The organism is Halorubrum sp. Ea8, from assembly GCF_002252925.1.
GTDB lineage: Archaea > Halobacteriota > Halobacteria > Halobacteriales > Haloferacaceae > Halorubrum.
This window is the reverse complement of the sequence record NZ_NHPF01000112.1, coordinates 1-13837: the sequence shown is the minus strand read 5'-3', so window position 1 is coordinate 13837 and position 13837 is coordinate 1. Positions and strand designations below refer to the sequence as shown.

The following is a 13837-nucleotide window of genomic DNA, read 5'->3' as shown; positions in this document are numbered from 1 at the left end:
ATCACGGCAGATATGGAATCACACAGGCAAGGCGATCTCACCGAACAAATCGTCATTACGGAACTGAAGAAGCGCAACATCAGCGTGTCAACGCCGGTAGGCGACAACGAAAGATACGATGTTATCCTGGAAAAACCAGACGGCGGTCTGATACGCGGACAGATCAAAACGGGGCGATTGAAAGACGGCGTGATTCGATTCAAAGGGGTAAGTCAACACACGAATTCGTCCGGGCATGTGTACAAGGAGTACGGCGACGATGTCGACTGCTTTCTCGTATACTGCGACGAAACAGAGGAGACCTATTTTATCGATTCAGAGGAAGTTGGTACCTCGATGCACTTGCGCATCGACACGCCTACTCGAAAGACCAGTCAGATCAATTGGGCTGATGACTATCGGCTCGATCACCAGTGGCCACCCGACGGCCACAACGAGGGTGACTCAGCGGTCTCTGCAGCTATCGATGCGCTTGAGAGCGTAGAGGGTTCGGTGTATATTGATCCGATCAGAGAGGACAGCCGGAATCTGTTGTTCGTGGACACAGACGGTGAAACACATCGGATCGGAGTCGAAACCGGATGGATCGTGAATGGCCGGGTCCGGTTCACGCCGAGTAATTCCGCAGAGTACCATCTCGTATACTGCGATGGCTTGGACGATTTGCTGTCTGTACATACTGATGAGTTTAATGAATCAATCTCTTTCCGGGTAGACAGCGAGAATACGCGAGGGACCAGATCGAATCCAGTAGATGAGTACGAGTTCGGGAACAACTGGCCACCAGTAGTCGTCGGGACTTCGCAGACGGATCCGACGCCGGAGCTGTCCCAGTTCATCAGTAGACTGCGAGAGGGGCAAGTGTCGTACAGCCGCGTGGAGTGCAGCGATAAAAAGACGGCAGAGGTCCACAGTAAGCAGTTGGACTTCCGAATCTGCGTCGAAACAGCGTGGATCGAGAACGGGCTACTCCGGTTCAACGCGAGCGGCGATAATGCCGATTATTATTCGCTCAAGAATCCTGAAAAAGAAGAATGGTATCTCGTGTCAGATGATTCGTTCGGGGATTCTGTCTCTCTGCGAATAGATCCGCCCGAAAAAGAGGATAGTCGGATCAATTTTGCAGAGGATTACCTGTTAGAAAAGATGTGGCCAGTATAGACAGACACATGCTTCGGTGACCCTTCTGAGAGTCGAGTCACCGAGTGGAAACCTTACCGCTCTAACACCGTCCCGCTGGCGCCGACGGCGTAGTCGCGAGCGCCGTCGAACGCCGCGACGGCGCGGAGGTTCTGTCCGGAGGGCGTGTCGACGACGCCCCAGGCGCCGTCATCGCGCTCGACGACGGTGCCGCTTCCGCCGACCGCGACGCCGCCGGCGTCGCTCGTGACCACGTCTTTGAGACCGGCCTCTGCGATCCGGTCCGACCGCCACTCGACGCCGTCGTAGACGTAGAGGGATCCGCCGCCGCCGACCACGGTCGCGTCGTCGGGGGCGTCGGCGTCGAGGCCGGCGAAGGTCGTGTCGGCGTTCTCTATGCCGAACGCCTCCCACGTCGGGCCGTCGTCGGTGCCGAACACCGTGCCGTTCGTGTCGATCAGGGTTCCCGCGCGGGCGCCGTAGAACTCGACGGCGGGGATCCCGGAGCCGGAACCGGGCGTGAGGTGGTTCCAGGTACCCTCCTCGCCGTTGTCGAAGCTGTAGTACACCAGCCCGGAGTCGTCGACGACGTACACGTCCGCGTCGCCCGCGGGACCCGTGACGGCGACGGAGTTGAACTGGTTGGAGGCGCCCGTCGGCTTGGACCGGTCGATCAGGTTCCCGGTCGTCACGTCGTACTCGCCGACGGCGCCGCTGTTGCCGACGAACCAGAGCCGCTCGCCGTCGTCGGTGACGGCGGCGCCGTACAGCCCGTTGCCGTTGCCCGTGGGCCCGCCGCGGAACACCGTCTCCCAGCCGGCCGCCGTCCGCTCGATCAGGACGCCGCCCGCGCCGACCGCGTGCGGGTTCGTCGCCGTGTACCGGACGTCGTGGAGGGTCCCGTCGACCGGCGTCTCGGCGACGGTCCAGTCGGAGGACGAGGTCTCCTCGGCCGACGCGACGGCGGGGACGGCGGCGGCCGCGATCGATGCGCCTGCGAGCTTCACGACCGAACGTCGAGTGTGTCGGCTCATCGCAGTTCGGCGTTGGTCCGGGGCGGGTGTAAAAACCGAGAATATTAGGCCCGAATTAAAGTTGATTGCCTCGGTTTTATGGCGTCAACGGACGGTGGTTTGAAGTAAGCGAACGCAACCGCGAGAGGATTGAAGGAGGCGTTCGCGGTCGGCGCGAGGAGCCTCGGCTCGATGTCGGCGCGCTCTGGAGCGGGCCGAGTCGCGCGCTCCGAGGCGGCGGGGCGATCGGACCGCCGCCTTTCGAAATCCTTTTGTCTCGAATCGGCGTTGATCCGAGTGCGAGCCGCCTTAGCTCAGACTGGGAGAGCACTCGACTGAAGATCGAGCTGTCCCCCGTTCAAATCGGGGAGGCGGCATTTTCCTGCGAACTCGTGAGGGAGCGAAGCGACTGAACCGTGAGCAGTGAAAATGTTCCCGACCCGATTTGAGCAGACGAGTCGCGAGCCCGAGCGGGGCGAGGGCGAGCGTCTCGGCGAGTTCAAATCGGGGAGGCGGCATTGTTTTTGTGGGAACTAAGTTCGGAAGCGCCGACTAAAGATCGAGCTGTCCTCCGTCCCCGCGAGCGCAGCGAGCGGGGGCTCGGAAGACGAGCGGAGCGATGTCTTCCGGTGTTCAAATCGGGGAGGCGGCATGTTCCAAACCCGTGAGGAGGGCGAACCGTCGGGAAAACGGATCGGTCGAAGCCGGGGGAACGCTCATTAGTCGCCCGTCGGTATCCGCTCGGGTGAGAGACGACGTCGACGCCGACGGCACCGACGACCGCACCGGCCCGCTCGCGAGACGGAAGCGCCGCCTCCGCCGCGTGATGGGAACGATATACGCCGTCGCGGGTATGACCCACTTCCTCGCGCCGGACTCGTTCGCCCGGGCCGTCCCGCCCGAGTTCCCGCGACCGCGAGCGCTCGTCTACTGCTCCGGGATCGCGGAGCTCGCCCTCGGGATCGGACTGCAGTTCGACCGGACGCGGCGGGCGTCGGCGTGGGGGATCGTCGCGCTGCTGGTCGCCGTCTTCCCGGCGAACGTCTACATGGCGACCGACGACGTCGCGGCCGATCTCGTTCCCGACCGGTTCGCCGGGGTCTCGCGGGCGGCCGCGTGGGCGAGACTCCCGTTTCAGGCCGTGCTAGTGCTGTGGGCGTGGTGGCACGCGCTCCCGGAGTCGGAGCCCGAGGGCGACGCAGAGGTCGAGGCGGGAGGGGCGACGGAGCCGACGGGCTAGGGCCCGGGTCGAAGCGGCGTCGTACAGCGACGGCAGTAGTCGAATCCCGACTCGTTGGCCGCGCCGCAGTTCGGGCAGGTCGCGGCCGGTCCGTTCGAGTCGTCGCGCTCCTCGACCGCCGCGCGGTCGCCCTCCGAACCGGCCGACGGCCGCCCACCGTACTCCTCGTCTTCCGTGTACTGCTCCATCTCGCCGGCCCGCCGACGGGCCCGGCGGTCGCGCCCCTCGCGGACGATCCCGCGGAGCACGCGGAACCCGAGCCCTAACGCGACGAGCAGCAGCGTCCCCACGACCGCGAGGTACACCGGGCCGAGGTCGATCACGCGGTTCCTACGGGCCGGAGGCATAGATATTGTGGGGTGATCGCACGGACCAAGGCTACGGCGGCCGCGGCGGACGCGGCGGCGACGGGTCAGTACCGCAGCGTGGCGTCGAGGATGCCGGCGGTCTGGCCGAGTCCGACGACCGCGATCCCGACCGCGGTCCACGTCGGCGAGGGTGCGGCCGGGATCGCGACCGCGCCGGCGACGCAGCAGGCGGCGCCGGCGTCGTAGATCCGCGCGCCCGCCTCGACGCGGCGTCCGGTGTACGCGAACCCGGCCGCGGGGAGGAGCGCCCAGCCGTACAGCGAGACGGCCAACAGGGCGGTCGGGGAGGTCCCGGTGCCGCCGAGCGCGAGGAATCCCGCGAGGCCAGCGAGCGTCGCGGGCGTGCCGGCGAGGATCACGAGCTTCCACGCCCGGAGCACGCCGCTCGCCATGTCGCGCCACGAGGCGATCACGAACGCGACGAGCAGGACGCTCATGACGACGTGGGCGACGAACAGGGCGCGCGTCGAGACGACGTCGAGCGCCGTCGCGGCGACGACGGTCCAAGCGGCGGGGACGAGCAACGCCGGTCCGTTCTCCCTGAGCGATCGAAACACGACACGCCGATCGCGGCGGGCGAACATAAACGTCCCTCCGCCGGCGGCCGGATCCGGAGAACCGACGGATCGGTCGGTGTGACGCGATAAGTCCCAGAGCGCGGGCACCGATCGCCTCAAAAATAGCCCACAACGACAACAATCGTTCGGCTTCACCCGTGGTAACTGTACACTCGCAATCCTTATGCCCGAACGGGGCGTCCGCTAGGATGCAATGGCGACCGGAAAGGTTGATTTCTTCAACGACACTGGCGGCTACGGATTTATTGAGACTGACGACGCTGACGACGACGTGTTCTTCCACATGGAAGACGTCGAAGGGCCGGACCTCGAAGAGGGCCAGGAGCTCGAGTTCGACATCGAGTCCTCGCCCAAGGGGCCGCGCGCGTCCAACGTCGTTCGGCAGTAAGCCGATCCGATAAGGCGGGTCGGTCCGGCTGACGCCGAACACGGCTCTGACACGCGACAACGAGACTTTTGCCCGCTCCGGACTCACGTCCGACGCGGGTACTTATCACGACACCGAGCGTCGCCGCCGCCGATCGGTTCGGCCGGTGACGGCGAGCGGTGGCGTCGAAGTATCGGCGTACAACGGCCGGAGACGGACGACTCAGATGTGCTGCCCGAAGAGCCCGCGGCCCTTCGTCACCTCAACGTCTCCCTCGACCTTCGTCTGACAGGCGAGTCGGACGTCGTGGCTCGGGTGGTGCGGCGGGAACCAGAGGCGGGCCTTCTCCTTCTTGCCGGGTTCGCTCACCTCGCCGTCGACCTGGACCGCACAGGACCCGCACGACCCCGCACCCCGGCAGTTGAGCTGTTTCATCTTGCCGTTGTACACGGAGAGTCCGGCCTCCTTCAGCACGTCGCGTAACACGGCGCCTTTCTCGCACTCGATCTCCTCTCCCTGATAGGATACGGTCGGCATGTCCGAAGGTACGCGACCGATCCACAAAGAGTCTATGTACTGCGGTCGGGGATAGCGTCCCGCGCGGGACCGCGGTTCGAAACGGCCGCCCGACGAGACGGGCGTACGCCGGGCGTCAGACGCCGGACGGGGCGTTTTTTACCCTCGGCACCGCAGGACGGACATAATGGGACTCAGGTGTCTGCTCGGGCACGACTTCGACGAGCCCGAACTACGGCGCGAGCGCGAGGAGGACGGGAACGAGGTCGTCACGACCGTCACCGAGGTGAAGACCTGCGCTCGCTGCGGTGAGACGCAGGTCGTGAGCGAGAACACCGAGGTCACGACGATGGAGCAACTGACCGACGAGGCCGTCGCGGGCGCCGAAACGGCGGGGGCCGGGGCGACCCCGGGCGTCGACGACGACCGCGGCGCGACGGGCGGCGTCGGGCCGGACGTCGTCGGAACGGACGCCGTCTCGATGGACGCCGCGGCGACGGACGACGGGGCGGGCGAGGCGGGCCCGACGGTCGACGCGACCGACGACGTCGACGACGCCGTGATCATCGACGACGGACCGGCCGCGGCGGCCGACGACAGACCCGAAGACGGTGCCGCGGACGCGGACGACGAGGGAGACGCGCCCGCGGACGACGAGGACGCGGAGCTCCTCGAATCGGGCCCGCACGACGAGGCGGGCTCGCTGGGGGGCGGCGACGAGTACGCGGAGTACCCCGAGGTCGAGACCGCGGAGTCGACGGAGGGCGACGAGCGGGACGCGGCGACCGACGACGGCGTGATCCTCGACGAGGCGGACGAGCCGGCGGCCGACCGCGAGCGCGGGGCGTGGCCGGAGGTCGACGAGGCGGACGAGCCGGAGCCGTCGACGACGGCGTGGCCCGAACAGCGCGGGGAGGACGAGGGGTTCAGCGCGGAGGTCGGCGACGGCGACGCCGGCGGCGTGGAGTTCGGGGGCGGTCTCACCCCCGAGGCGGCCGAGTCGGCGGACGGAGACGGAGACGCGGAGTACGTCGAGGCGCCGGAGCGCGACGCGGACGAGGTCGGCGGCACGATCGAACCGCGGGGCGAGGAGGCGGAGCCGGTCGACGCCGGAACGGGGATCACCCGCGCGGAGACCCCGGACCTCTCGACGTCGACCTCGGAGACGACGACGGAGTACCACTGCCCCGAGTGCGGGATGACCCGGGACGCCGACGGCAACTCCATGCGCGCGGGCGACATCTGTCCCGAGTGCAAGCGCGGCTACGTCACCGAGCGGCCGATCTGATCGGCGCCGGAGGGGTCTCGTAACGGCCTGAACACCCCGTGACGAAACTGGTTTACGCCCCCCTGTCGAACGGTCGCGGCATGAAGGAGTACAAGATGCGCCGCGGCGAGCATCTGGACGACCGCATGCCCGACCTGAAGGGCTCCATCGAGGAGTACTTCGGCGAGGTCTCCGACACAGAGGAGTGGCAGGGCCACGAGCTGTACGTGGTCGAAGACCCCGACAATCCCGTTTTCGAACGAATCGTGGCCGGTGCCGCCGAGTACGGTGGAAAGAAGGACAAGCTCGCGGTCCACTTCGAGGAGCGGCCCGCCGAGGACGTCATCGCCGAGGGGAACGCCGACGCCGCCGCCGACGCGGTCGACGCGAAAAACGAGTTCCTGCTGGAGGCGACTGGCCGCGACGCGAAGTCCCGCCGCGACTCGCTGAAGCGCGAGGTCGAGGACGACGCGCCCGACTACTGAGTCGAGCCCGGGCCCCCGCCGCTATTTATACGATCGGTCGTTCGTGCCGACGAGCGCGCCCGCGTCGTCGATCTCGGTGACCGAGCAGTTGTCGGCCGACAGCTCCGTGAGCGACCGCACCACCGAGAGGTCTCTGCGCTCGCCGACGACGAGCCGGATCGGGTTCACGTGCGTGACGGCGACGACGGTCCCCTCGCGGGCGCGCAGATCCGCGACCGCGTCGAGAACGCGGTCGCGGACGGAGAGCCAGCTCTCGCCGCTCTCCGGCTCGCGCTCGGCCGCGGCCCGTCCGTTCTCCAGCAGGTCGAACGCGGGGAAGCGCTCGAAGAAGGAGCCGGAAGAGAGGCCTTGAAACACGCCGAAGTCGCGCTCGCGGAGCCGCGGGTCGGTCTCGAGTTCGACCCCGGCCGCCGCGGCGATCGGCTCGGCGGTCGCCACGGTCCGCGCGAGGTCCGAGGCGACGACCGCGTCGACCGCGTGGCGCTCAACGAGGGCGTCGGCGACCGCCGCGGCCTCCTCGCGTCCGGCGTCGGAGAGCCCGACGGGCGCCCACCCCTGGATCCGACCCGCCTCGTTCCACTCGGTCGTCCCGTGTCTGACGAACAGCGTGCTCACGGTTCACTCTCGGCGTCTCGTATCAAGGGCCTTTCGTCGTCGGAGCCGCGTCCCAGTCAGCGTTCGAGCGACCGCGTCAGCGCGAAGACGAACAGCGCGATGAGGAACGCGCCGACGAACCCCTCCAGGGTGGCGGCGAGCCGGACGGCCAAGTCGGACTGCTCCGTGCCGCCGCCGAGGATCAGCGCGACGAACGACTCCAAGCTCAACAGCCCGTACCCGAGGACGCCCCCGTACGGAGGTTCGGGGAGCAGCACGGCGAACGCCCCCGCGAAGACGAACACGACGCTCCCGGAGAAGGTGAGCACTCGGCCGGGGCGTTCGCCGTAGCCGGAGCTGAGGTCGAACAGCGCGTTCGAGACGTAATCGGACGCGGCGGCGAGGCGCTTCCGTGGCGACCCGCGGGCGCGGGCCTCTTTCCGGTGGACCCGTCGACGCTGGAGCATCTCGTTCCGGAAGAACCGAGAGGCCGCGTTCGTGTCGCCGACGCGGTTCGCGCCGTTGCGCGCGAGCACGTAGGTGGTGACCAGCGTCTCGGCGTCGGGGACCTCCGCGTCGACGTCGGCGATCACCGGGGCGATCGCGCTCTGTAACTCGCCGCGCGCGGCCGCCTTCCCCGGGTCGTGCGCGGGGTATGCGTCGGGGTCGACCCGGGCGAGCGCGGCGCGGACGTCGGGGTCGCGGAGGGCGACGACGGCGGTCGGCGCGGGGCTCACCGCGTCCCCGCCGTCCGAGGCGACCGCCGCGAGGCCGCGAACGAGGCCCACCCGGTCGCTCTCTCGGTCGTCGAACGGTTCCGGGAGGGCGGATTCGCGGGACGACTCGGCCTCTCCGGCGATCGCGGCGAAGTCGACACGGGCCCCGACGAGGGTCGCGACCGCGTCGACCGGATCGGCGGCTGAGAGGGCGTCCCGGAACCCCTCGAACGTCGCGGCCGCCGCGAGGAGGTCGTCCGCGAGCGCCATCGCGTCGGCGGCGACGGTGGCCGTCGCGAGCCCGCGGTAGCCGGTGCCGTCGCCGTCGACGGTCTCCGGGACCTCGTGGATCCGCCAGTCGGCCGCCTCGAAGGCGTCGCGGTTCCGTCCGAAGACGAAGCCGTCGAACGTCGTCTCGACGAGGTGGAGGCGGTCGGTGGACCCGCCGTTCGTCCCGAGTCGGACGTCGCCGAGCGTGGCGTTCCGGAGGTCGTACCCGACGGGACCGCTCGCTGTCGGCTGCGAGAGCGAGCCGGCGCCGACGGTCACACCGCGCAGCCGCGCAACCGGGAACGTCGTGTCGGCGAGCCGCGGCGTGCAGGTCAACGCGCCCGCGACGGTCGTGCCCGAGAGGTCGAGGCAGCCGTCGACGACCGGACCGGGAAGGGTGCCCGTCCGCGCCTCCGCGAGGTCGGCGTCGCCGCCGATCCGGCCGTTCCGGACCGAGAGGTTCCCGGCGACGATCGCGGGGCCGAGCGTCGTCGACTCGTCGTCGACGGCGCCGAGCCAGAGCGAGTCGTCGAGGTCGACGGCGTCGAGCCGGAGGTCGCCCCCGACGTGGAGGTCGTTCAGCAGGAGCGCCCCCCGGCTCCGGAGGTGTTCGAGCACGACGTGCGAGCGCACCTCGGTGAGTCGGAGCGTGAGCTCGGAGGTGTTCGCGTGGTGGCGCTCGCCCCGGAGCGTGAGTCCCGGGCAGTAGAGCCGCCCCTCGACCGCGCCGCGCTTGAACTCGAACCGGCCGTCGACGACGCACTCCGTCGCCTCGACGTCGCCGTTCACGACCGCGTCGGTGAGCACGAGGCGCCCGCCGACGCGCGCGTCGTCGAACCGCACCGGTGTGGAGGCGGCGTCACCGACCGGGGGGCCGCCGTCGGCGGGTCGCTCCGCCGCGTCGACGGCCCCGATCCACAGGCCGTCGGCGTCCGGGTCGACCCGCGCGTCGGGGTGCGTCGCCGGGCCGAGCGCGGACTCGCGAAGCGAGCAGTCGCCGTCGACGACGCAGTCGGTCGCGTCGACGGTCCCGATCCGCGACCCACCGAGGTCGAAGTCCGCCTCGATCCGCGCGTCGTGACAGTCGAGCGCACCGATTCGAGCGCCGCGGAGGTCGAGCGGGTGTGTGTCGCCGCGCTCGATCAGCTCGTCGGAGAGGTCGAGCGCCGAGAGGCGGGCTCCGACGAACCGCTTCCGCTCGCGGGCGAAGCGCCGCTCGCCGAGGTCAATCGCGAACAGGTCGGCCTCGGGCGTCGCAGAGAGGGATTCGAGTAGCTCGCCGGCGGCGTCCCCGTTCGAGAGCGCGTCGGGGTCGTGGAACGCGCAGTGATCGCCTCCCTCGACGGCCGTTCGCGGGCAGCGCCAGTCGTCGGCGAGGTCGCCGGGGACGGAGACCTCGTCGGCGTCGAAGGTACACCGGGGCATAGGCGAAGGAGTCGGAGGCGATACATAAACGCTCGGCAGCCGATGCGGCGCCGAGGCGGCGCCGAGGCGGCGCGGTCGTGGCGATGCGCGGCGGAGTCTCGTGGACGACAACCTATTGACCGCGGACCGGGTACTGTGACCGAATGCGACAGGACCCGATCCCGCCGGCGGTCGCCGACCGGCTGTCGACCGCGGCCCGTCGCCTGCGAGCGGCCCGCCGGAACGCGCTCGAGCGAGTCGCCGTCGAGGAGACGGAGTGGGAGTACGCGGGCCGGACGTGGTCGTGGCCGGCGGGGGAGGCGCGCACGTACTTCCACGAGCTCGCGCCGGGCGAGCGCGAGGTCCTCGACGAACTGACCGCGGAGCTGGAGCGGCTCCGCGAGGCGGGAGCGGCGGCGGAGGCGACCGCGTCGGGGGCGACGTCGACGGCGGACGTCGTCGGGGTCGGCACGGGTCGCGTCGCCGTCGGGATTCCCGGATCGATCGGCGGGGACCCGAGGACGTCCGACGGGGATGCCAAGCCGACCGACGGAACTCCGGAGCCGACCCACGGGGATCCGCTCGTCGCGAAGCTGGCGCGGTACGGTCCCTCGGCGGAGATGGGCGACGGGCGCCCGCAGAACCGACGAGAGCGACGGATCTGGTCGGCGGTCGAGTCGCACCCGTTCCTGCCCGTCCTCGACGGCGACCCCGACGGCGACTGGATCGTCATGCCGCGGGCGGAGGTCCCCCCAGAGGAGCCGGTCCGCGAGGAGGCGCTCGACCGCGTTCGGAGGGCGCTGGCGCCGCACCGCGACCGGTTTCACTTCGACGAGCTCAAGCCGGAGAACGTCGGCGCGTACCGCGGTCGGTACTGGATCGTCGACTACGGCCGCCCGACCGGCGAACCGTTGTTCGTCGATCCGCCGGGCGAACCGGAGCCGCCCGAGGCGGACGCGGCCGGAACGCCGGCTGAGGACGACGCGGAGGCAAGGGAGAACCGTAAGGATCGATCGTAAGAAAATTAATTCAGAACTGAGTTAAAACTTCGACAGCTTTATCCGGGCGGGCGGCGAAAGGGAGGTATGAGCATAGAAACGGTGCTACTGGCGGTCGGAACCGAAGACGAGGAACAAACAGAGCAGCTCGCGAAGGAGGCCATCGCGGTCGCCGAGCCCGCGGGGGCGGAAATCGTGTTGACCCACGTGTTCTCGGACGAGGAGTTCGACGGAATCCGGTCGAAGCTCGGGGTCAACCCGACGAGCGAGGGGTCGACGCCGAACGCGGTCGCGGAGCGGCACACCACGACGCGGGCGCTCGCGAAGGCGCTCGACGAGGCCGGCGTCTCGTACACGATCCGCGGCGCGGTCGGCGATCACGCCGACGAGGTCGTCGAGGCGGCCTCGGCCGTCAAGGCCGACCGCGTGGTGGTCGGCGGGCGGCGCCGGTCGCCGACCGGGAAGGCCGTCTTCGGCAGCGTCGCTCAGGAGGTCATCCTCTCGGCGCCGTGCCCGGTGACCTTCGTGCGGGAAGTCGCCGCCTGAGTGACCGACCCGTCTCCGCGCGCCGGTCAGGGCGACACCTCGCCGCCCTCACCGCGCGCCGAACGGGACGAACCGCCTCGGGAAGCGTCCCGCTTAAGTGACACCGGTCCGCCGTTCTAGCCGATGTATTACGTGGGCGTCGACCTGGGGGCGACGAACGTCCGGGCGGTCGTCGGCGACGGCACCGCGACGGTCCTCGGATCGGACGCGCAGGGGACCCCTCGCGGTCCGAACGGGATCGCCGTGACCGAGGCCGTGCTGAGCGTCGTCCGGGGGGCGTGCGCGGCCGCCGAGATCGACCCGACCGAGGTCGTCGCGGCCGGGATCGGCTCGATCGGCCCCCTCGACCTGGCGGCCGGGGTCGTCCAGGGGCCGGCGAACCTCCCGGACACGGTCGAACGCATCCCGCTCGTCGGGCCCGTCTCGCAGCTTCTCGGCACCGACGAGGTCCACCTCCACAACGACACCGTCGCCGGCGTCATCGGCGAGCGGTTCCACGCCGAGCGCAACCCGGACGACATGGTGTACCTCACGATCTCCTCGGGGATCGGCGCCGGGGTCGCCGTCGACGGCAACGTGCTCTCGGGGTGGGACGGGAACGCCGGCGAGGTGGGCCACATGACCGTCGACCCGCACGGGTTCATGACCTGCGGGTGCGGGCTCGACGGGCACTGGGAGGGGTACTGCTCCGGAAACAACATCCCGAAGTACGCCCGCGAACTCCACGCCGAGGACCCGATCGAGACGTCGCTCCCCGTCGAGGACCCGGACTTCTCCGCGGTCGACGTGTTCGAGGCGGCGGGCGAGGACGTCTTCGCCGACCACGTGATCGACCAGGTGGCCCACTGGAACGCCATGGGCGTCGCCAACGTGATCCACGCGTACGCCCCGCTCGTCGTGAGCGTGGGCGGTGCGGTCGCGCTCAACAACCCGGACCGGGTGCTCGACCCGATCCGAGAGAAGCTCTCCGACATGGTGTTCATCAACGTCCCGGAGGTCAAGCTCACCGACCTCGGCGACGAGGTCGTCGTGAAGGGGGCGCTCGCGAGCGCGCTCACCGGCGGCACGGGCGACCGGTCGCGCGTGGACTCGCCGCCGGAGTGATCGGTTTTTAAAAACGGCCGTCGTCAATCCTCGAACTCCGTGATCTCCGGCTCGACGTCCGGGCCGACCGCGTCTCGCGTCTCCACGTACGCGTCCCGGTACCGCCAGATCTTCCGGAGGAGGACGTAGCCGAACGCGCCCTGGAACAGGAGGACGAAGAGGAACAGCGCCGGGAGCCGCGGGATGGGAGTGAGCGCGGGGATCACCGAGGTCACCGGGCCGACGAGGGTGTTGTACAGCCCGTGGATCGCGGCCGCGATGACGAGCCCCTTCACCACGATCGGACCGCGGTTCTCGGGGTTGAACTTCGCGAGCCCGAGGTAGTACCCCGCGAACGCCGAGTAGACGACGTGGCCCGGCCCCGCGAGCGCTCGCAGCGCCGTGATCCCGTCGCCCGCGCCGAGGACGGCGAGCCCGAGCGTCAGCTCCGACATCTCGACCGTCCGGGCGATGTACACGAGGTTCTCGATGACGACGAAGCCGAGGCCGGCGATCGCCCCGTACACCGCGCCGTCGACGACGGCGTCGAACCGGTCGTCAGTGTACGCGTACAGCCGGACGGCGAGCAGCTTCACCGTCTCCTCGACGGGACCGACGATGACGAAGAAGAAGAGGACGATCCCGGGGAAGCCGAGCGGGGAGAAGAGCGGCTGCGCGTAGCTGTTGAGCACCGCGGCGAACGTCGCCGTCAGGATAGACAGCAGGAACGTCGCCACGAGCAGGGAGAGCGGCTCCGCGGTCGTGACGTCGGAGACGTACACGTACGCGGCGAGCCCGAACGCCGGGATCGCCGAGAGCCCGACGAGCATGGCGACGGCGGGGTCGAAGACCAGCCCGAGGCCGAACGACCCGAGGATGGCGAGGAGCCCCAGAAGCGCGACGAACACGACGAGCGCCTTCGCGGAGCGGGTGATGAGCCAGTACAGCGCGACCGAGAGCCCGTCGAGAGAGGTGCGCTCCTCCCACGTGGCGACGTCGTAGAGGTCGCGGTCGTCGTCGGCGCGCGACTGGACCGGGTCCGACCGGGATGGCATACGCCCCGGTTCGGCCCGGGATGACTTAAGCCGTGGCCGGACCGCGGCCGATCGGGAGTCGTCCTCCGGCGGGACCCGCCCCGGACCGAGCCGATGGAGTTGAAACCGCGGCGCCCGAAGGGCCGGTATGCACTTCGACCGACGGACTCAGCGAGCGCTCCGCGAGGCGGGGCTCGACGCGGACGCGATCGCGGACG

Annotated in this window: 15 protein-coding genes and 1 tRNA gene; 9 read left to right on the top strand and 7 right to left on the bottom strand. The window is 69.4% G+C overall.

Going from position 1 to position 13837, the window contains the following annotated elements; genetic code table 11:
• Positions 1-12: 12 nt before the first annotated feature.
• Entirely contained in the window at positions 13-1161 is a 1149-nt protein-coding gene (locus DJ74_RS13780; RefSeq protein WP_094527609.1) for a group I intron-associated PD-(D/E)XK endonuclease, read from the top strand.
• 53 nt (positions 1162-1214) lie between these two features.
• On the opposite strand, the gene DJ74_RS13775 is transcribed toward DJ74_RS13780, so the two are convergent.
• Positions 1215-2174 (bottom strand): hypothetical protein, encoded by a 960-nt coding sequence (locus DJ74_RS13775; protein ID WP_094527608.1) that lies wholly within the window; start codon positions 2172-2174, stop codon positions 1215-1217.
• 282 nt (positions 2175-2456) lie between these two features.
• Here DJ74_RS13775 and DJ74_RS13770 point away from each other — a divergent pair.
• Positions 2457-2530 (top strand) — tRNA-Phe (locus DJ74_RS13770).
• Positions 2531-2898: 368 nt separating this feature from the next.
• Positions 2899-3393, top strand: coding sequence for a DoxX family membrane protein (locus DJ74_RS13765; protein ID WP_394338278.1), 495 nt, complete (start codon positions 2899-2901; stop codon positions 3391-3393).
• On the opposite strand, the gene DJ74_RS13760 is transcribed toward DJ74_RS13765, so the two are convergent.
• Together DJ74_RS13760 and DJ74_RS13755 are read right to left on the bottom strand one after the other, a co-directional pair.
• Positions 3390-3716, bottom strand: a complete 327-nt coding sequence (locus DJ74_RS13760) for a zinc ribbon domain-containing protein (protein ID WP_094527607.1) — start codon at positions 3714-3716, stop codon at positions 3390-3392. The genes DJ74_RS13765 and DJ74_RS13760 overlap by 4 nt on opposite strands.
• An 89-nt stretch (positions 3717-3805) precedes the next feature.
• Positions 3806-4345, bottom strand: a complete 540-nt coding sequence (locus DJ74_RS13755; RefSeq protein WP_176451355.1) for a hypothetical protein — start codon at positions 4343-4345, stop codon at positions 3806-3808.
• A 187-nt stretch (positions 4346-4532) separates the two neighbouring features.
• Here DJ74_RS13755 and DJ74_RS13750 point away from each other — a divergent pair, with 187 nt between their 5' ends.
• Entirely contained in the window at positions 4533-4727 is a 195-nt protein-coding gene (locus DJ74_RS13750) for a cold-shock protein (RefSeq protein ID WP_004048101.1), read from the top strand.
• Positions 4728-4928: 201 nt separating this feature from the next.
• On the opposite strand, the gene DJ74_RS13745 is transcribed toward DJ74_RS13750, so the two are convergent.
• Positions 4929-5243 carry a 2Fe-2S iron-sulfur cluster-binding protein gene (locus tag DJ74_RS13745; RefSeq protein WP_094524076.1) on the bottom strand — a complete coding sequence of 105 codons (315 nt, stop codon included), beginning with the start codon at positions 5241-5243 and terminating at the stop codon, positions 4929-4931.
• Between the two features lie 166 nt (positions 5244-5409).
• Here DJ74_RS13745 and DJ74_RS13740 point away from each other — a divergent pair, with 166 nt between their 5' ends.
• Positions 5410-6510, top strand: a complete 1101-nt coding sequence (locus DJ74_RS13740; RefSeq protein WP_094527605.1) for a hypothetical protein — start codon at positions 5410-5412, stop codon at positions 6508-6510.
• An 80-nt stretch (positions 6511-6590) separates the two neighbouring features.
• Positions 6591-6974: a DUF5611 family protein gene (locus DJ74_RS13735; RefSeq protein WP_094527604.1), complete on the top strand. Its 384-nt coding sequence runs from the start codon at positions 6591-6593 to the stop codon at positions 6972-6974.
• A 21-nt stretch (positions 6975-6995) separates the two neighbouring features.
• Here DJ74_RS13735 and DJ74_RS13730 read toward each other — a convergent pair whose 3' ends face one another.
• The gene (locus tag DJ74_RS13730) at positions 6996-7589 is read right to left on the bottom strand and encodes a histidine phosphatase family protein (protein WP_094524079.1); all 594 of its coding nucleotides are present in this window, start codon (positions 7587-7589) and stop codon (positions 6996-6998) included.
• Positions 7590-7645: 56 nt separating this feature from the next.
• Positions 7646-9979 carry a hypothetical protein gene (locus DJ74_RS13725; RefSeq protein ID WP_094527603.1) on the bottom strand — a complete coding sequence of 778 codons (2334 nt, stop codon included), beginning with the start codon at positions 9977-9979 and terminating at the stop codon, positions 7646-7648.
• A gap of 143 nt (positions 9980-10122) precedes the next feature.
• Between DJ74_RS13725 and DJ74_RS13720 the strand changes: the two genes are divergently transcribed.
• The 3 genes from DJ74_RS13720 to DJ74_RS13710 all read left to right on the top strand — a co-directional run bounded on the left by DJ74_RS13720 (position 10123) and on the right by DJ74_RS13710 (position 12606).
• Entirely contained in the window at positions 10123-10977 is an 855-nt protein-coding gene (locus DJ74_RS13720) for a hypothetical protein (RefSeq protein WP_094527602.1), read from the top strand.
• 66 nt (positions 10978-11043) lie between these two features.
• Positions 11044-11502: a universal stress protein gene (locus tag DJ74_RS13715; RefSeq protein WP_094527601.1), complete on the top strand. Its 459-nt coding sequence runs from the start codon at positions 11044-11046 to the stop codon at positions 11500-11502.
• A 123-nt stretch (positions 11503-11625) separates the two neighbouring features.
• Complete coding sequence (locus tag DJ74_RS13710; protein WP_094527600.1) at positions 11626-12606, top strand: ROK family protein; 981 nt, start codon at positions 11626-11628, stop codon at positions 12604-12606.
• A gap of 23 nt (positions 12607-12629) precedes the next feature.
• Here DJ74_RS13710 and DJ74_RS13705 read toward each other — a convergent pair whose 3' ends face one another.
• Positions 12630-13640: a PrsW family intramembrane metalloprotease gene (locus DJ74_RS13705; protein WP_094527599.1), complete on the bottom strand. Its 1011-nt coding sequence runs from the start codon at positions 13638-13640 to the stop codon at positions 12630-12632.
• Positions 13641-13837 lie beyond the last annotated feature (197 nt).

Excerpts from the sequence above, each read along its gene's own strand:
- DJ74_RS13775 (WP_094527608.1), bottom strand. The coding sequence starts at position 2,174 with ATGAGCCGACACACTCGACGTTCGGTCGTGAAGCTCGCAGGCGCATCG.
- DJ74_RS13735 (WP_094527604.1), top strand. The coding sequence starts at position 6,591 with ATGAAGGAGTACAAGATGCGCCGCGGCGAGCATCTGGACGACCGCATG.
- DJ74_RS13740 (WP_094527605.1), top strand. The coding sequence starts at position 5,410 with ATGGGACTCAGGTGTCTGCTCGGGCACGACTTCGACGAGCCCGAACTA.
- DJ74_RS13715 (WP_094527601.1), top strand. The coding sequence starts at position 11,044 with ATGAGCATAGAAACGGTGCTACTGGCGGTCGGAACCGAAGACGAGGAA.
- DJ74_RS13745 (WP_094524076.1), bottom strand. The coding sequence starts at position 5,243 with ATGCCGACCGTATCCTATCAGGGAGAGGAGATCGAGTGCGAGAAAGGC.
- DJ74_RS13780 (WP_094527609.1), top strand. The coding sequence starts at position 13 with ATGGAATCACACAGGCAAGGCGATCTCACCGAACAAATCGTCATTACG.
- DJ74_RS13725 (WP_094527603.1), bottom strand. The coding sequence starts at position 9,979 with ATGCCCCGGTGTACCTTCGACGCCGACGAGGTCTCCGTCCCCGGCGAC.
- DJ74_RS13720 (WP_094527602.1), top strand. The coding sequence starts at position 10,123 with ATGCGACAGGACCCGATCCCGCCGGCGGTCGCCGACCGGCTGTCGACC.
- DJ74_RS13755 (WP_176451355.1), bottom strand. The coding sequence starts at position 4,345 with ATGTTCGCCCGCCGCGATCGGCGTGTCGTGTTTCGATCGCTCAGGGAG.
- DJ74_RS13705 (WP_094527599.1), bottom strand. The coding sequence starts at position 13,640 with ATGCCATCCCGGTCGGACCCGGTCCAGTCGCGCGCCGACGACGACCGC.
- DJ74_RS13710 (WP_094527600.1), top strand. The coding sequence starts at position 11,626 with ATGTATTACGTGGGCGTCGACCTGGGGGCGACGAACGTCCGGGCGGTC.
- DJ74_RS13750 (WP_004048101.1), top strand. The coding sequence starts at position 4,533 with ATGGCGACCGGAAAGGTTGATTTCTTCAACGACACTGGCGGCTACGGA.